We start from the raw sequence: 17370 nt of genomic DNA, 5'->3' as shown, positions 1-17370 counted from the left end.
TTGCAAAGGAACGCTTTGTGAATTTCCGGATTCGGGTTACCCTGAGCGCGAGCAGTCATCAGGAAAACCTGAATCATGAAATATGTGTGTGGCTTTTTGGCCGCCGCAGTTTGGGCATCCAGCTTGCAGGCGGAGACGACCAACCTTTCCCTTGGGCCAGCAGACGCCAGGGTTCAACTGGCCTCGGCCGATCTGACCGCGTCGCTCAGGCCGGTGCCAAGGCCCGCGCACGGCGCGCATCGTGTGGCGGCGGTAAATCCCCGGTTCGAGGTCTGGCTTGGCGCGTTCCAACGCCGGGCCTTGGCGCGGGGGATCAGCCAGGCCACGTTGAACCGCGCGCTGAGCGGCGTGACCCAAGACCCTGACATAATCAGACGCGACCGAAACCAAGCCGAATTTTCCAAGCCGATCTGGGAGTATCTGGACACGGCCGTCTCGGACCAGCGCATCGCCAACGGGCGCAAGGCGCTGGAACGGCATCGCCGTGTTCTCGACCGGATCGAGGCGCGATACGGGGTCGAGAAAGAGGTCGTCGTGGCCGTCTGGGGGCTTGAGACGTCCTTTGGCAGCTTCCGGGGCAGCTCGCCTACGATCCGATCGCTGGCGACCTTGGCTTTTGACGGGCGGCGGGCGGAGTTCTTTGAAGCCCAGCTGCTGGCCGCACTGCAAATCCTGCAGGCGGGCGACGTGCGCCCCGAGGCGATGACCGGCAGTTGGGCCGGGGCCATGGGGCACACGCAGTTCATGCCGACCTCATATCTGGAACACGCGGTGGATTTCGACGGTGACGGCCGGCGCGACATCTGGTCGGACGATCCCACAGATGCGCTGGCCTCGACCGCGGCCTATCTTGCGCGCTTCGGCTGGACCAAGGGCCAACCCTGGGGCATCGAGGTACGCCTGCCGGCGGGGTTCGACTATGCCCAGGCCAGCCGCGAAATCACCCGGTTGCCCTCGGACTGGGCGGCGTTGGGGGTTCGGGCGGCGGATGGGCGGGCGATTGCCGATCATGGTCCGGCTTCGATCCTGCTGCCGGCGGGCAGCAATGGCGTGGCCCTGATGATCTTTGACAATTTCAGCGTGATTGAGCTCTACAATGGCGCCGATGCCTATGTCATCGGCATTGGCCACCTGTCGGACCGGCTGGCCGGGCAAGGCCCGTTCCGCGCCAACTGGCCGCGCGACGACCGGGTGCTGAGCTTTGCCGAACGCAAGGAACTGCAACTGCGCCTGACCCTTGCCGGGTTCGACACGCAGGCCATCGACGGACGGATCGGTCCGAACACCATCAATGCGCTGCGGGCCTATCAGGTGGCACGCGGCCTGGTGCCCGATGGCTATGCCACCGTGCAAGTGCTGGAACGGATGCGCTGAACGAAAAAGGGCGGCCGCGTCGGGCCGCCCGTTTGCGATGTTTCCGTGAAATCAGGAGGCCGCTTTCATCAGGCCCTGGGCGATGATCTCGGCCTGCGCCTCGTCCAGCGACTTGTAGATGCGCACGAACATCTCGTCGATATCGGCCGGGGTCAAGATCAGCGGCGGCGAAATGATCATCCGGTCGCCCACATGGCGCATGATCAGGTTGTTGGCAAAGCAGCGATCGCGGCAGATGTACCCGACCGTGCCCGGATCGGAGGCGAACTTGGCCCGGCTGGCCTTGTCCGGCGTCAGCGCGATCGAGGCCATCATGCCCACGATCTTGGCCTCACCGACCAGCGGGTGCTCGACCAGCGCCTCCCATTTCTGTTTCAGATAGGGGGCCGCGACATCGCGCACATGCTCGACGATCTTTTCTTCTTCCAGAATGCGCAGGTTTTCCAGCGCAACGGCCGCCGCGACGGGGTGGCCCGAATAGGTATAGCCGTGGTTGAACTCGGTCCCGCCGATCACCTCGGCGATCTCGTCATTGACGATCGAGCCGCCGATTGGCGCATAGCCCGAGCTGAGCCCCTTGGCGATGGTCATGATATGCGGGCGGATGTTCATGGTCTGCGAGCCGAACCAGTTTCCGGTGCGACCAAAGCCGCAGATCACCTCGTCGGCGATCAGCAGGATGTCGTACTTGTCGCAGATGCGCTGGATTTCCGGCCAGTAGGTGTCGGGCGCGACGATCACGCCGCCCGCGCCCTGGACCGGCTCGGCGATGAAGGCGGCGACGCGGTCTTCGCCCAGTTCCAGAATCGCCTCTTCCAGCTCGCGCGCGCGGGCCAAACCAAATTCCTCGGGCGTCATGTCGCCGCCCTCGGCCCACCAGTTGGGCTGGTTGATGTGGTGGATGTTCGGGATCGGGATGCCGCCCTGTGCGTGCATGCCGGCCATGCCGCCCAGCGACGCCGACCCGACGGTCGAGCCGTGATAGGCGTTGCGGCGGCTGATGATGATGTTCTTGTTCGGATGGCCCTTTTCCGCCCAATAGGTGCGAACCAGACGGATGTTGGTGTCATTGGCCTCGGACCCGCCGGCGGCGAAGAAGACATGGTTCAGGTCGCCTGGCGCCAGCTCGGCCAGTTTGGCCGCCAGCGCGATGGCCGGGACATGGGTCGTTTTGAAGAAGGTGTTGTAGTAGGGCAGTTCGCGCATCTGGCGTGCCGCCACCTCGGCCAACTCGTCGCGGCCATAGCCGACGTTCACACACCACAGACCGGCCATGGCGTCCAGAATTTCTTCGCCCTCGCTGTCGGTCAGATAGACACCCTTGGCACGGGTGATGACGCGGGCGCCTTCCTTGCCCAGGGCATTGTTGGCCGAAAACGGGTGAAGGTGATGCGCCGCGTCCAGCGCCTGCAACTCGGCGGTCGGCATGTGGTTGGTGATGGTCGGCATCGGGAGGTTCTCCTGCAACAGCGGTTGGCGGCCAGAATATGATCAAATTTTTTCCTGTCAATCGACTTGGGCGCTCTCAGTCGTCCGCCAATGCCTCGGCCATCAGCTCCATGCCCTGTTCGATGTCTTGCGTCGTTGCTTTTGCGACCTTTTCCGCGTCACCCGCCCGCAACGCGCCGATGATATCCTTGTGCCGATCCGGCAGGCTTTGGGTGCCGAACCGCCCGCAGACGACACGCAACGAAGGACCGAATCGCAGCCACAGACGCTCGGCCAGGTCCTTGAGGATCGGGGCGTTCGCGTGGTCATACAGCTTTTCGTGGAAGGCGTGGTTCAGACGCAGATAGCCGCTGACATCACCATCCGCGATCATGCGATCCAGACGCCGGTCGATTTGCTCCAGCTGGTCGATGTCCGCCGTGGTCATTCTGCTGGCCGCGCGACGGGAAAGTTCTGATTCCACGGCGTTTCTGGCAAAAATCATCTGTTCGACATCCGCCGCCGTCAGAAGTGGCACGCTGACCCGGCGGTTGCCCTGAAAGATCAGCGCGCCATCCGAGATCAGGCGGCGGATCGCTTCGCGCACCGGGGTCATGCCGACCCCCAGTGATTCGGTCAGGCCCTGGATCGTGACCGGCTGGCCGGGTACCAGTTCGCCGAACAGGATCTGTGACCGCAACGTCCGATACACCTGTTCATGCGCCGGCGCCTTCTGCGCTCCGTCATCGACCCCGGATGCCTTATTTTTGATCAAATCCAAGTGTTTCACCTCGATCCCGATGGTCCTGACTTGTCAGGTTTGCTGCCGCGTGAAACCATACGACGGATCGACGGAAAACGCAAAACTTGATCAAATCTAAAAAAACGGGATGATACCCCTACACTTGCAGGGAGAAGAAAATGAAAATCAGAACGCTGACGATGACGGCGATCGCCGCCTTGGGGACGTCGGCCGCATTCGCGGAAGAGGTGCGCGTCTACAACTGGTCGGATTACATCGACGAGGAATTGCTGACCAAGTTCGAGGAAGAAACGGGCCTGACCCTGATCTATGACGTGTTCGACAGCAACGAGGTTCTGGAAACCAAGATGCTGGCCGGCGGGTCGGGCTATGACGTGGTGGTGCCTTCGGGCACGTTCCTGCAACGGCAGATCCAGGCCGGTGCGTTCCAGAAGCTGGACAAATCCAAGCTGCCGAACCTGGCCAACTTGTGGGACGTGATCGAGGAGCGCACGGCGCAGTATGACCCGGGCAACGAATACGCCATCAACTATATGTGGGGCACCACCGGAATCGGGGTGAACGTGGGCAAGGTTCAGGAAGCGCTGGGCGAGGACGCCCCCATCGACAGCTGGGACCTGGTGTTCAATCCGGCGAACATGGAAAAGCTGGCCAGTTGCGGTGTGCATTTCCTCGACGCGCCCGCCGAGATGATCCCGGCCGCGCTGAAATATATCGGTGAAGACCCCGACAGCCAGGATCCGGACGTGATCGCCAAGGCCGAGGGCGTTTTCATGGCGGTGCGTCCCCACATCCAGAAGTTCCACAGCAGCGAATACATCAACGCGCTGGCCAATGGCGACATCTGCGTGGCCGTGGGCTGGTCGGGCGACGTTCTGCAGGCCCGCGACCGGGCGGACGAGGCCGACAACGGCGTGACAATCGCCTATCACGCGCCCAAGGAAGGCGCGCAGATGTGGTTCGACCAGATGGCGATTCCGGTGGATGCGCCCAACCCGGACGGTGCGCATAAGTTCCTGAACTTCATCATGGACGCCCAGAACATGGCGGCGGCCACGAACTATGTCTACTACGCCAACGGCAACAAGGCCTCGCAGGAGTTCATCCTGCCCGAGATCCTGGAAGACCCGGCGATCTATCCGCCCGCCGACGCGTTGGAGAACCTGTTCACCACCCGGCCCTATCCGGCCAAGGTGCAGCGGGTCGTGACCCGTCTGTGGACCAAGATCAAGTCGGGCACCTGATCAGGTGCTCGGGCGCAAGGCGGCGACTGCCCGCCTTGCGCATTCCCAGTTCCGGCTGACTTACGGGGGTCCCTTTGAACTCTACCGTCTTTGCGCCGTGGGACGACCCACAGGCGAAACCCTTGATCCAGTTCAAGAACGTCACCAAGCGATTTGGGGGATTCACGGCCATCGACAACCTGTCGCTGGATATCTTCGAACGTGAATTCTTTGCCCTGCTTGGTCCGTCGGGCTGCGGCAAGACCACGATGATGCGAATGCTGGCGGGGTTCGAGCAGCCCTCGGAAGGAACCATCCTGCTGAGCGGTCAGGACATCGCGCCGGTACCGCCCAACAAACGGGCGGTGAACATGATGTTCCAGTCCTACGCGTTGTTTCCGCATCTGAACGTGTGGGACAACATCGCTTTTGGCCTGCGCCGGGACAACATGCCCAAGCATGATCTGGAAGACCGGGTCGAGGAAATGCTGCGCCTGACCCGGCTTGAAAAATTCGCCCGCCGCAAGCCACATCAGATCTCGGGCGGGCAGCGGCAGCGCGTGGCGCTGGCCCGGTCGCTGGCCAAGGCGCCCAAACTGCTGTTGCTGGACGAACCGCTTGGCGCGCTGGACAAAAAGCTGCGCCAGGACACCCAGTTCGAGCTGATGGACATTCAGGAAAAGACTGGCACCACCTTCGTGATCGTGACCCACGACCAGGAAGAGGCGATGACGGTCGCCAGCCGCGTTGCGGTGATGGATCAGGGCAAGCTGATGCAGGTCGCCACGCCAGACCGCATTTATGAAAACCCCAATTCCGTCTATGTCGCCGATTTCATCGGGGACGTTAACATCATCCAGGGCCGGGCCACCTCGATCGGCGAGGACACCTATCGCGTCGACTGGGCCGAGGGCCAGCCGCCGCTGACCGCGACGTCGGCCAACCGGTTTGCCGACGGTCAGACCTGTCACCTGGCCATCCGGCCGGAAAAGGTGACCATCTCGGCCGAGCGCCCCGCCGATGCCGTCAACGCCGTGCAGGGCAAGGTGCATGACATCGCCTATCTGGGCAATCTGTCCACCTATTACGTCGAACTGTCCAACGGCATCATCATCAAGGCGCAGACGGCCAATACCCGCCGCATCTCGCGCCGGTCCTTCACATGGGAAGACCCTGTCTGGCTGTCTTGGACGGCCACGGCGGCGGTTCTGCTGGCAGACTGATGCGCCGCGCGGTCCTGATCGCCATTCCCTATGTTTGGCTGCTGGCCCTGTTTCTGGTGCCGTTCTTCATCGTGTTGAAGATCTCGCTGTCGGACATCGCGCTTGCGATCCCGCCCTACACCCCGACCCTTGATCTGTCGCAGGGCTGGGCCGGGATCAAGGAATTCTTCAGCCAGTTGGATTTTGAGAACTTCGTCTGGCTAACAGAGGATGACCTGTACTGGAAAGCCTACCTGTCCAGCGTCAAGATCGCGCTGATCGCGACCGCGCTGACCCTGCTGGTGGGCTATCCGATCGCCTATGGCATGGCCCGAGCGCCCGAGGAATGGCGCCCGACGCTGATGATGCTGGTGATCCTGCCGTTCTGGACCTCGTTCCTGATCCGCGTCTATGCATGGATGGGGATCCTGTCGAACGAAGGCTACCTGAACCAGTTCTTGCTGTGGACGGGCATCATCTCGACCCCGCTGACCATCCTCAACACGCAGACGGCCGTCTATATCGGCATCGTCTACACCTATCTGCCTTTCATGATCCTGCCGATCTATGCCGCGCTCGATCGGTTGGACGGCTCGCTGATCGAGGCGGCCGAGGATCTGGGCTGTTCGCGTACGCAGGCCTTCTGGCTGGTGACCATCCCACTGTCGCGCCCGGGCATCATCGCGGGATGTTTCCTGGTGATGATTCCGGTGATCGGTGAATTCGTGATCCCGTCGCTGCTGGGCGGGTCGGGCACGCTGATGATCGGCAAGGTCTTGTGGGAGGAGTTCTTCTCGAACCGCGACTGGCCGGTGGCCAGCGCTGTGGCGGTGATCCTGCTGCTGATCCTGGTGATCCCGATTGTGCTGTTCCAGCGCAACCAGCAGAAACAGGCGGAGGCCGAGCAATGAACAGGCTGAGCTGGTTCAACACGGTCTCGCTGACGCTGGGCTTTGCGTTTCTGTACATCCCGATGGTGATCCTGATCATCTTCAGCTTCAATGAAAGCAAGCTGGTCACGGTCTGGGCTGGGTTCTCGACCAAATGGTACGGCGAGCTTATGCAGAACCAGGCGTTTCTGGATGCGGCCTGGGTCACCGTTCGCGTTGCCGTGTTCTCTTCGACGCTGGCGACCATTCTGGGCACCATGGCCGCCTATGTCATGGTGCGGGGCGGGCGGTTCTTTGGCCGCACGCTGTTTTCCGGGATGATCTACGCGCCGCTGGTGATGCCCGAGGTGATCACCGGCCTGTCGCTGCTGCTGCTGTTCATCGGCATCGGGCTGGACCGGGGCATCATGACCATCGTGCTAGCGCATACGACCTTTTCGATGTGCTACGTCTCGGTCGTGGTTTCCTCGCGGCTGGTGACGTTCGATCAGTCGCTGGAAGAGGCGGCGCTGGATCTGGGCTGCTCGCCGGCGCAGGCCTTTAGGTTGGTGACGCTGCCGATCATCGCGCCGGCGGTGATCTCGGGCTGGTTGCTGGCCTTCACCCTGTCGCTGGATGACTTGGTGATCGCGTCCTTCACATCCGGACCCTCGGCCACGACCCTTCCGATCAAGATCTTCTCGGCCGTGCGTTTGGGGGTCAGCCCCGAAATCAACGCGCTGTCGACCATCATGATCGCCGTTGTCACCGTCGGCGTGATCACCGCTTCGCTGGTGTCGAAACGCGCGATGGTCCGGCAGCGGCAAGAGGAACAAGCCGCCGCGCGCACCGAATGAAACGGATCTTTCCTGCCTACACCTATGGCTCCCGCCCGCGCGCGGGGTGCTGGTGGGATGAAACCGTGCCGGCCCCCGACTGGCCGGTACATGAAGGTGATCTATCGGTAGACGTTGCGATCGTCGGCGGCGGGTTCACTGGCATGTCGGCGGCGCTGCATCTGGCGCAGCAGGGCGTTTCGGTCGCCGTGTTCGAGGCGGAAACGCCGGGCTGGGGCGCCTCGGGGCGCAACGGCGGATTTTGCTGCAAGGGCGGGTCGAAACTGGGCCATGCCGCCATGGTGCGCAGGTACGGCCCCGCAGCGGCCGAGGCCTATGCGCAGGCCGAGGCAGATGCGGTGGCGCTGGTTGCCCAACTGTTGTCGGCGCACGGGATTCAGGCGGATGTGCATTCGCAGGGCGAGACCCGGCTGGCCCACACGCCGCGGGCGATGGAGGCGCTTCGGCGCGATGCCGGGCCAGACGGTATTTTGCATGAAACCTGTGACCTGCCGAGTCTTGGGCTGGGTGGGCGCTTTTTCGGCGGATACACCGACCCGGTCGGGTTTGCACTGAACCCGCGCAAATACCTGTTTGGTCTTGCCATGGCCGCCCAGGCGCAGGGTGCGCGCCTGTTTCAGCGCAGCCCGGTGCAGGATGTCCGGCGCGCAGGATCCGGGTTCGCACTTGCGCTGCCGCGAGGCTCCGTGCGGTCCAAAACCGTTCTGATCTGTACCAACGGCTATTCCAGCGAAGACATGCCCGACTGGTTGTCGGGCCGCTACATGCCGGCACAGTCGACGGTCATGGTCACGCGCCCGCTGTCCGAGGCCGAGTTGCAGGCGCAGGGCTGGACGTCGCGCCAGATGGCCTATGATACACGCAACCTGCTGCATTATTTCCGACTGATGCCGGACAATCGGTTCCTGTTCGGAATGCGCGGTGGTCTGATGTCCTCGCCCCGGGCCGAGCGCGCGATCCGGCGCAAGGTGGTGCGGGATTTCGCCCGCATGTTTCCGTCCTGGGCCGGGGTTGAGGCAACGCATCTGTGGTCGGGAATGGTATGTCTTGCCCGCGATCTGGTGCCGTTTGTCGGGCCGGTCGCCGATCGGCCTGGCATGTTCGCGGGGCTGGCCTATCACGGCAACGGTGTTGCGATGGGCACGTTTTGCGGCCGAGCCCTGGCGCAGTTGGTCCTGGGGCAGGATGCGAACATCCCCGACCCCATCGCGCGCCCGCCGGGGCGGTTTCCGCTGGGTCGATGGCGGCGCTTGTTGATGCCGCCGGCTTATGCCGTCATGGCATTGGCGGATCTTTGATCCGGTCTAACGGGCGTCCGCCAGCCCCGCAAGTTCCAGCGATAATCCGTTCTCATAGGCCGGGGCGCCGTTTTCGACGCGCCACAGGCAATAGGCCGCCATTCGCCAAGCGTACCAGGGTTTGAGTTCACGGTATCGTTCCGCGGTTTCCGGGCAGCCATAGGCCTGCAGGAACCGGATTTCCTGATCGTGGGTCAGCGGGCGGCCGCGGTAAATCTGCTGCATCGCAGGTGACAGAAACAGAGCCAGATCCTCGCACCGATCCCCGACCGCAGGGCATTGCCAATCGATCAGCATCGCCCCCGAGGGCGAGGTCAAGATGTTGCCGGCTACCGGGTCGCCATGGATCAGGCAAATCCGAATTGTTGGCGGAACGCTTGTTTCTGGCATCAGCCCCTGCAGTGTCTTTCGGAGCTTGTCGTGGCAGCGGCTCAGAATCTCCGAGCCATGGCGAGCAAGATCGGCACTGCCGTTTCGACCGGCAGGCGCAGCAACAGGCGGATTCATGTCATGCAGGCGTCGTAGTAACCGGGCGACAGATTCGACACCCCTCTGCCAAGGGGCGCCCGGCGCATGGTCATACAATACCCAACCGTCCTTTCTGAAATGTCCCGAAGCACGCAGCCGAGGCGCCATACCCGTTTCTGACAGCGCCCGCAGGCAGGCCGCTTCAAGCCGTGCATCATTGCGGAACAACGGATTGGTCTGGGTCGTGTCATACAGCTTGAGGACCTTGTCCCGACCACGGTCCATGATTTTCCACACCCGGTTGGTTCGCCCGCCATACAGCTTTTGAAAGCTGGCCCCATGGACAATCAGGCCACCTTGGAAAAGGTGCTCGACAAGGCCTGATGGTGGCAAGAGAAGCTGGGACAGGGTGGCACCCTTCGACTGAGAATCCGGATGCGCCCAGCATTGGCCTGCGCATTGGTCAAGTTCAAGCGCTCGCGCGCACCGCCGCGACCTCGGTCGCCGAAAGTGACGCGCCGCTGTCCAGCATCAGCACGATTCCCCCTTTATCCAACTGCGCCTCAACGACGCGGCTGAAGGCCGCAGCCGGCTTCTGGGACAGCAGATTGTCCCCCTTGTAGCTTTCCAGACTGGCGGTATACGCCCCTTCGGCAACCGGCGCGCCCGTGATGTCCAGACCGGGCCAGACGAATTGCCGGTCTGTTGCGGGAACGTCCAGCCGGGTGACCACGTCACCATTGATGTCGCGTATGACAAGCACGGCCTTGTCGGCGTTGGGGTCGGGGTCAACAAAGACCGTTCGCGGTTGTCCGTCAAATTGAAATGCGGCGGGCGCCCGCACCTCAACCCCGACCCATCCAGACAGTTCATCGAGATTCGCGCCGTTCAGTGCCGCGGCCAGCCCGGTCAGCAACTTGTTGGTCTGGACCTGCTGTTCGACCATCGAAAACTGTGCCAGCTGGGCGGCATATTCGGAGGAATCCAGCGGCTCGAGCGGATCCTGATTCCGCGCCTGTGTGGTCAGCATCAGCAAGAAGGTTTCGAAATCGGATGCCAAACCCGAACTCTGCGATTGGGTTGTGGCTTGTCCCTGAGCTGTGGTCTGCGTCGCAGGGTTGGTGGCGTTGATCATGGGTCATAACCTCAAGTCGAGTGGGCGCGAAGGGTCGGGCCGGCGTGGAACCGGAGAGTCGGGGTCGGGCGAAACGGGATTCGCCTCGGTTTGAATCGCGCCTTGATGCTTCGCTTCCCCCTGCGTTTCGGAGCCGGCGGCACCATTCGAATCGAATTCAAGGCCCCCATAGCCCAGTTGCTGGAACTCGGTCGACAGCAGCGAGATGTGGCGGCGCATCAGATCCAGGGTTTCCGGCCGTTCGGCGGCAATCACCAGGTGGATACCGTCTTCCCGACCCATCATTCTGATCGAGATTCGTCCCAGCTCTTCGGGGTTGAGCTGCAGCTCGATGCCGCCTCCTGCTCTCGCGGAAACCGATGCCGAAATCTGGCTGGCGATCGACCTGGCCAATTCAGCGCCCGAGGCGCGATGCAGCACGGCCGGCGGCGGCATGCTTTCATGTGCGGTGCGGGCGGCAGACGGCTGCACCAGCTGAGGCGTCTCACCCAGATCCTCAGGCGGCTCCTGCGTGTCAGGCTGAACCGGCGGGAGCGGCTGATGGGATTGATTGGGCGACAGAGACGCGGCTGCCGCCTCCATGTTGGTGGGCGCTACGATGGGGCGCTGACCGGAAACCGGCTTGGGTTGGGTCGAATCGGTCCAAGGCGTTTCCGAAGCGGCGCGCATGCCGTGTTCCCGATCAGGCGATTCGGGGCGAAGCAGCAAGGCTTGGACGGCCGTCTCGCCCCGCGTGGTCGAGGAAAGCGAACCGGCGGTTTGTGATGAGGGCTCGGCGGTTGTGGCGGACGAGTCTTCTTGCAAAGACCCCGTCCGAGGCGCCACCGCCGACACCCCTTGGCCGTCTGTCATGGTGGACTTGATAGTCTTGGACGCCGCGCCGATGGCCGGAGCGCCCGGTGCGGTGGCCGTATCGTGCGGAACCGGCTTCGACCCCTGTTGGCCCTGAGGTAAGGGCGGCGGCATCGCCACCGCGTCGTCCGGAATCGCCGGAAGAACTTCCGAATCGACCGACTCGCCCTGGGCGATTTCCAGATCCCCGTCCTGCGCCGCCAAATCGTCAGGGACGACGATCGGGTCCGCCTCCGGTTTTTTCCGGTCTGATGGCTGCAATTCGGCCACGAAGTCCGCAAAAGCCTTCACAGGCTCGGCCTTTCTTGTGTTGCACGCCGACAAAGCAGCGCTTTTCGCCGTTTGGTCGGGGCTCACTGTCAGTGGGTTGGGCATTTTGCTCCGGCTCCGTCTGCATGAACCGAACCTGCCCACAGGAAGTTACGTTTATTTTAACCGCTCTTCGCTTTCATCGGGAAAGTTTCTGACAATTTTCGGAGTTGCTCATGATGATTTCAGCACTCACCCAAACAGCCCGCCCGGACGTGGGGACCAAGCTCAAGGCCGCCGCGGTCGAGCTGGAGGCGACATTTCTTGCAGAGATGTTGAAGGCCGCCGGCATGGGGCAGGCGCGACAATCCTTTGGTGGCGGCGCGGGCGAAGACCAGTTCTCGTCCTTTCTGGTTCAGCAGCAAGCACTGCAGATGGCCCGGGCCGGCGGGATCGGGCTTTCGGAAATCCTGTGCACTGCAATGATGGAGAAAACCGATGCAAAGTGATAACCGGCGCGTTCAAGCCCAGGCGCTTGAGGAGATTCTGGATCAGGAACGGTCGGCCTTGCTCGAGGGTGACCTGGAGCGGCTGAGCCAGATGCTGCCGCGAAAGGAGCAGTTGATCGAGGACCTGAACGCGCTGGAGGTGTCGGACAGTGACGATCTGATCAGGCTTCAGGCGAAGGTCAATAGAAACCAGAGCCTGTTGAGCAGCGCGGCCGAAGGGATCCGGACCGTAGCCGACCGCATGGCGGAACTGCGGAAGGTGCGTCAGGAGTTCACCACATATGACGCCAACGGTCAGCGGACCGGTCACGCGGTGCGGCATGCGGCCAAGCTTGAAAAACGGGCGTGATGACATTTGATTCAAATGCGTTTTTTTTCCACGGGCGCGCTTTAGCACTCCGTTAGGAGATCAAACCCGATAGTGGTCCGGCACCTGCAAGACGGGTGGCGCGAAGGCCGCAAGGTTCCTCGCACAGGTCAGAACGACATTTGGCCCGCCGATCCCGGCGGGGTGTCAATGGGCGAAGAAGGCCCGAACGAACAAAGGATGAAAAGCATGTCCAGCATTCTGACAAACAACGGCGCGATGGTTGCGCTGCAAACCCTGAAATCGGTCAACAAGAACCTGGCCGCCACCCAGAACGCGATCTCGACCGGCAAGGACGTGGCAACGGCCAAGGACAATTCGGCGGTTTGGGCAATCTCCAAGGTGATGGAGTCCGACGTCAACGGTTTCAACGCCATCAAGGACAGTCTGGCGCTGGGCGAATCGACCGTGGCCGTGGCCCGGAACGCGTCGGAAACCGTAACCGATCTGCTGACCCAGATGAAAAACAAGATCGTGGCGGCTCAGGAGGACAACGTCGATCGCAGCAAGATCAACGATGACGTAAGCGCCCTGCGCGATCAGATCGCATCGGTTGTCGGCGCGGCCCAGTTCAACGGGCTGAACCTGGTGGATGGATCGGCCGGCACGGCATCGATTCTAGCGTCGCTGGACCGCGACAGCACCGGGGCGGTGACTGCGTCGTCGATTACCGTGAACGGTCAGAACCTGTCGACCGGAGGCTATTCGAGCAAAGGCGTTCTGGCCGGGTCGGACAACGCCACGACCGACAACGATGCTGCGGGCTTTACCATGGACAAGGCTGGCGGCACCGGTGATATCGTGATCGACAGTTCGACCGACAACTTCGCCGCCGGCGACAAGGTGACGATCACCATCGGTGACAAGGTCGCGTCCTACACCGTCCAGGCCGGCGATCTCGATCCGTCGGGTACTTACGACTCGGCCTATACTGACGCGATTGTCGCAGTCGGCTTGAAGAACCAGATTGACGCGCTGGGCATCACCGGCGTGGCCATCGACTATGACTCCAGCGCGCCCGGCACCCTGACCTTCGTGACCGGCACCGCCGCGGCAGGGGCTGACGCAGATCGCGACGTCACCGTTTCGGCCCAGTTCACCAATGCCGGGTCCGGCGGGCTTGGCGCGCTGTCCTCGATCGATGTCTCGACGAGCGCGGGCGCCGCTGCGGCCCTGGGCACCATCGAGACCCTGATCGACACCGCGATCGACGCGTCGGCGGCATTCGGCTCGGCGCAGGGTCGGATCGAAACCCAGAAGGAGTTCATCTCGAACCTGACGGACTCGTTCAAATCGGGCATCGGCTCGCTGGTGGACGCCGACATGGAAGAAACTTCGGCCCGTCTGCAGGCCCTGCAGGTGCAGCAGCAGCTGGCGACGCAGTCGCTGTCGATTGCGAACCAGGCGCCGCAGTCGATCCTGTCATTGTTCCGCTGATCCCAAAGCAATCCCGGGGCGCGATCCACGCGCCCCGGTTCTGACCGCCAGACCCAGTCGGCCAATTGGAAGGATTTCAAGTGACACTGCAAACGCTTGCTCAACGCGCCTACGCGCAGTCTGCCGCTCCGACCCGCACCCCGCGTGATACCGAGTACGAGGCAATTTCGAAAATCACCCATCGTCTGAAAGCGGCCGCGGCGCGAAAGGCATCGGATTTTTCGGGTTTTGTTCAGGCCCTGCACGACAATCGCAGGCTTTGGTCGGTTCTGGCAAACGGTGTCGCGGACTCAGACAATGCCCTGCCGAATGACCTGCGGGCGCGTATATTCTATCTGGCCGAATTCACCGAACAGCACACCGGTCAGGTTCTTGCGAGGAAGGCCGGGATTGAGCCGCTGCTGGAGATCAATCTTGCGGTGCTGCGCGGCCTGCGTCAGATGGGTGCTTCGTAATGGCGGGCCTTGTTCTGAAGCTGGCGCCAAAAGAGCGCGTTCTGGTGAACGGCGTGGTGATCGAAAACGGAGACCGGCGCAGTCGGTTTTCCATCCTGACGCCGGATGCAAACGTTCTGCGACTGAGGGACGCCATCCATCCCAATGAGGCCACGACGCCCGTCCGCCGGGTGTGCTATGCGGCGCAACTGGTCCTATCGGGAGATCTGGATGCCGCTCAGGCACGCCAACAGCTCTTGCGACGCATCGAGGAATTGAGCCAGGTCTTCACCGACCCTGACAGCCGCCGCGTACTGGGGCAGGCAACCGAAGCCCTGGTGGCCGAGCAATATTACAAGTGCCTGAAGGCGTTGCGGTCGCTTTTGCCGCGTGAAGAACGCTTGTTGGCCTACCGCCAATGACCTTTCAGCCGGTCATACCAACTGGCGGGCTGGTCGGCTGGCGCTTTTTGCAACGCACCTATGATGCCCAGTTGCAGGCATTTTCGTCTTCGGCCGTGAACGAGCGGGACACGCAGTATTTTTTAGAGAATATCCGCAACGTGCAGTCCGCCGAAGACCTGGTTTCGGATCGTCGGCTTTTGAGCGTTGCTCTGGGTGCCTTCGGGTTGGAGGACGACCTGGACAACCAGTATTTCATCCAGAAGGTTCTGTCCGACGGAACCAGCGCCGATGACGCTCTTGCCAACCGCCTTGCCGACAGCCGGTACCGCGAGTTTTCAGAGGCGTTCGGACTGGGGCCAGGTGAGGTGAAAAAAACGGTCCTGATCACGGATATGGAGCAAATCGCCCAGAGAGGCATCGTGTCCCGGTTCGAAACCTCGGTGGGTGAAACGGACGATTCCATGCGGATCGCGCTTTTCGCACAGCATGCCTTGCAGGACCTCGCGTCGCAGTCGGGAAGCGAAACAAAGAAATGGTACGACTTGATGAGTTTGCCGCCGTTGCGCAGCATGATGGAAACCGCGCTGGGGTTGCCATCAAGTTTCGGGCAGCTGGATATCGACAAGCAACTGGAGATTTTCCGGGACAAACTGTCGGGTTTGACCGGGTCCGGTGACCTGTCGCAGTTCTCCTCGGACGCGGCGGTGGAAACCCTGACCGACACCTATCTGGCGCGCCGTCAGATCGCCGATCTGCAAAGCACGATTTCGCCGGCGCAAACGGCTTTGATCTTGCTGGGCGGATCGGCGTGACCCGGTTTCGGGGTCGCTGTTGGCCAGCCGGAGGCGGGTTAGTTGCGTCCCTTGCGGATGCTTCTGACGCCGCGCTGTACAAGCCGGTTCAACCGCCAAGGAGAGCTTCGGCCGGAGTATGCAGGGCAAAGCAGGTGACGGGGCGCGAGACATTGTGGAGCTTGAGCGGCCCCAGCGGCACGACGTCGGCGCATTCGGGTGCGATGTCCTCTGACACGAGGATGCGGTGGCCATTGGTTTTGCCCAATTCTCCCAGCCGAGCGGCGATGTTCGCGGCCCGGCCGATGACGGTGAAATCCAGCCGCTCGCGCGAGCCGACATTGCCGTAGGTGACCCGACCATAGGCGATGCCGATCGAGCAGTCGCAATGATGGTCAGCATCGGATGCCTTCAGTTCGGCCAATTGCTCGACGATCTTGATGGCGCTGCGTTGTGCGTTTGACCGCGCCCGTGCGGGTTCGTCTCCGGCGGGAAAGACCGCAAGTACGGCGTCGCCGATGAATTTCAGAACCTCGCCGCCATTTGCATGCACGATCCCCGAGACGGTTTCGAAGAACGCGTTAAGCAAGGTGATGTAGGCCGACCGTCCCAGTTTTTCCTCGAGACTGGTTGAATTGCGCAGGTCGCAGAACATTATCGCGGCATCGATGTCATCGCCGTCACCGCGCCGGATGTCGCCGCCCAGAACACGGGCGCCCGTGCGCTTGCCCACATAGGTCTCGAGCAGGGCCTGCGCGTTTTCGCGCTGGGTGAAGACCTCGTAGAAACGGGCGATGACGGAGGCGCATTCAAAGACCAGTCCGAGGTTCTCGGTCGTGAACCCATCCGGGTGGTCGCAGGTCAGGGTCAGGACATTTATGCGACCATCCGAGAACGGCAGGGGCATGGCGACATAATCCGTGCCGCCCTTGGCGCGCAGGTCTTCCATGATCGGGAAGCTGTGGCGCGGGTTGGCATCGGTCAACCGCTGCCGGACGCCACCCAGACCGTTCGACACATGCCGCAGCGGGCTGTTGATGAAGGCCGGGTGGTCATGGATTTCATAGGTGGGAACATTGGTCGAAATCTCTTCGGCGCCCTTCTCCCAGATATAGTGTTTGCCGGCGATCAGCGGGTGCAGCGACCAGACCAGTACGCTGAGTCTTTGGATTGCGATTCCATGCTGCTGCATGTTCTCGGCCAGCGCCTTGGTGAAGGCTTCGGGTGTTCGAATCGTGCCGGCGCCCCGCATCAGCCAATCGATCAGGGGGCCGCTGATGTTGCCATCCTGTACGCTGCGCAGCTGGTTTTCGCCAAGGTCGATGTGGGTATAGGTCTCGGGCATGAAACCGATATGGCCTTGGATGGCCTCGCTTTCGGGCAGCGAATCCTCGTAGGCCCAGACCGAATTGGACAGCCGTTCGTCGCCCAGGATCACGTCATGATAGGTGGCGGTGCCTTTGAACGGGCAGAAGGTCTGCAGATCGGTCTCGGGGCCGAGGTCGACGCAAACGTCTTCGCGCGGCACATAGATGACCGGCGCCAGCCGCGTTTCATACATGACCTTTGCATTGGTGCTTTCGGCCAGAACAAGATCGTCGCGGTAGATCGCGACGCGGCCTGTCAGCCGCTCGATCGCGATTTCATAGCCTTTGGTTTCGGGCGGGGCGTGGACGTTCATCAGCAACCTCCCGTGCCGGGTTTCTAAAG

18 protein-coding genes are annotated in these 17370 nt (G+C 62.2%); 12 read left to right on the top strand and 6 right to left on the bottom strand.

All coding sequences use genetic code 11. The features are described 5' to 3' along the window. The first annotated feature begins 75 nt into the window (after positions 1–75). Positions 76–1374 (top strand): lytic murein transglycosylase, encoded by a 1299-nt coding sequence (locus AC2FMD_RS13305; RefSeq protein ID WP_496795104.1) that lies wholly within the window; start codon positions 76–78, stop codon positions 1372–1374. A 51-nt stretch (positions 1375–1425) separates the two neighbouring features. Here AC2FMD_RS13305 and AC2FMD_RS13300 read toward each other — a convergent pair whose 3' ends face one another. Beyond that, positions 1426–2823: an aspartate aminotransferase family protein gene (locus AC2FMD_RS13300; protein ID WP_496680741.1), complete on the bottom strand. Its 1398-nt coding sequence runs from the start codon at positions 2821–2823 to the stop codon at positions 1426–1428. 76 nt (positions 2824–2899) lie between these two features. Continuing rightward, positions 2900–3583: a GntR family transcriptional regulator gene (locus tag AC2FMD_RS13295; protein WP_496680743.1), complete on the bottom strand. Its 684-nt coding sequence runs from the start codon at positions 3581–3583 to the stop codon at positions 2900–2902. A 140-nt stretch (positions 3584–3723) separates the two neighbouring features. Here AC2FMD_RS13295 and AC2FMD_RS13290 point away from each other — a divergent pair, with 140 nt between their 5' ends. From AC2FMD_RS13290 to AC2FMD_RS13270, 5 genes are all read left to right on the top strand, one after another. Next, positions 3724–4809, top strand: coding sequence for a polyamine ABC transporter substrate-binding protein (locus AC2FMD_RS13290; protein WP_496742423.1), 1086 nt, complete (start codon positions 3724–3726; stop codon positions 4807–4809). A gap of 74 nt (positions 4810–4883) precedes the next feature. Beyond that, positions 4884–6011 carry an ABC transporter ATP-binding protein gene (locus AC2FMD_RS13285; RefSeq protein WP_496680747.1) on the top strand — a complete coding sequence of 376 codons (1128 nt, stop codon included), beginning with the start codon at positions 4884–4886 and terminating at the stop codon, positions 6009–6011. Then, on the top strand, positions 6011–6901 hold the full coding sequence (locus AC2FMD_RS13280) for an ABC transporter permease subunit (protein ID WP_005980379.1): 891 nt from the start codon (positions 6011–6013) through the stop codon (positions 6899–6901). Before AC2FMD_RS13285 ends, AC2FMD_RS13280 begins: the two co-directional genes overlap by 1 nt. Beyond that, a complete protein-coding gene (locus AC2FMD_RS13275; protein ID WP_496710781.1) occupies positions 6898–7716 on the top strand; it encodes an ABC transporter permease in 819 nt (272 codons plus the stop codon). Before AC2FMD_RS13280 ends, AC2FMD_RS13275 begins: the two co-directional genes overlap by 4 nt. Then, a complete protein-coding gene (locus AC2FMD_RS13270) occupies positions 7713–9014 on the top strand; it encodes an NAD(P)/FAD-dependent oxidoreductase (RefSeq protein WP_496795103.1) in 1302 nt (433 codons plus the stop codon). The genes AC2FMD_RS13275 and AC2FMD_RS13270 overlap by 4 nt, the downstream gene beginning before the upstream one ends. Before the next feature lie 6 nt (positions 9015–9020). Here AC2FMD_RS13270 and AC2FMD_RS13265 read toward each other — a convergent pair whose 3' ends face one another. The 3 genes from AC2FMD_RS13265 to AC2FMD_RS13255 form a co-directional block, all read right to left on the bottom strand. Further along, a complete protein-coding gene (locus AC2FMD_RS13265; protein ID WP_496680755.1) occupies positions 9021–9875 on the bottom strand; it encodes a phosphotransferase family protein in 855 nt (284 codons plus the stop codon). 76 nt (positions 9876–9951) lie between these two features. After that, the gene (locus AC2FMD_RS13260) at positions 9952–10617 is read right to left on the bottom strand and encodes a flagellar hook capping FlgD N-terminal domain-containing protein (RefSeq protein ID WP_496742426.1); all 666 of its coding nucleotides are present in this window, start codon (positions 10615–10617) and stop codon (positions 9952–9954) included. 3 nt (positions 10618–10620) lie between these two features. Continuing rightward, positions 10621–11760 carry a flagellar hook-length control protein FliK gene (locus tag AC2FMD_RS13255; RefSeq protein WP_496795102.1) on the bottom strand — a complete coding sequence of 380 codons (1140 nt, stop codon included), beginning with the start codon at positions 11758–11760 and terminating at the stop codon, positions 10621–10623. A gap of 194 nt (positions 11761–11954) precedes the next feature. Between AC2FMD_RS13255 and AC2FMD_RS13250 the strand changes: the two genes are divergently transcribed. From AC2FMD_RS13250 to AC2FMD_RS13225, 6 genes are all read left to right on the top strand, one after another. Beyond that, complete coding sequence (locus AC2FMD_RS13250; RefSeq protein ID WP_496680761.1) at positions 11955–12227, top strand: rod-binding protein; 273 nt, start codon at positions 11955–11957, stop codon at positions 12225–12227. Then, positions 12217–12576: a flagellar biosynthesis protein FlgN gene (locus AC2FMD_RS13245; RefSeq protein WP_496688624.1), complete on the top strand. Its 360-nt coding sequence runs from the start codon at positions 12217–12219 to the stop codon at positions 12574–12576. Before AC2FMD_RS13250 ends, AC2FMD_RS13245 begins: the two co-directional genes overlap by 11 nt. A gap of 207 nt (positions 12577–12783) precedes the next feature. Continuing rightward, a complete protein-coding gene (locus AC2FMD_RS13240) occupies positions 12784–14031 on the top strand; it encodes a flagellin N-terminal helical domain-containing protein (protein WP_496680766.1) in 1248 nt (415 codons plus the stop codon). A gap of 80 nt (positions 14032–14111) precedes the next feature. Then, entirely contained in the window at positions 14112–14486 is a 375-nt protein-coding gene (gene flaF / locus AC2FMD_RS13235) for a flagellar biosynthesis regulator FlaF (protein WP_496680768.1), read from the top strand. After that, positions 14486–14887 carry a flagellar biosynthesis repressor FlbT gene (flbT, locus tag AC2FMD_RS13230; RefSeq protein WP_496680771.1) on the top strand — a complete coding sequence of 134 codons (402 nt, stop codon included), beginning with the start codon at positions 14486–14488 and terminating at the stop codon, positions 14885–14887. Before flaF ends, flbT begins: the two co-directional genes overlap by 1 nt. Beyond that, the gene (locus tag AC2FMD_RS13225; protein WP_496795101.1) at positions 14884–15681 is read left to right on the top strand and encodes a DUF1217 domain-containing protein; all 798 of its coding nucleotides are present in this window, start codon (positions 14884–14886) and stop codon (positions 15679–15681) included. Before flbT ends, AC2FMD_RS13225 begins: the two co-directional genes overlap by 4 nt. Before the next feature lie 88 nt (positions 15682–15769). On the opposite strand, the gene AC2FMD_RS13220 is transcribed toward AC2FMD_RS13225, so the two are convergent. Then, positions 15770–17341 carry a DUF427 domain-containing protein gene (locus AC2FMD_RS13220; protein WP_496742429.1) on the bottom strand — a complete coding sequence of 524 codons (1572 nt, stop codon included), beginning with the start codon at positions 17339–17341 and terminating at the stop codon, positions 15770–15772. Positions 17342–17370 lie beyond the last annotated feature (29 nt).

This window comes from Ruegeria sp. BHSC276 (assembly GCF_059612945.1).
This window is presented reverse-complemented; position numbering and strand designations above follow the sequence as displayed.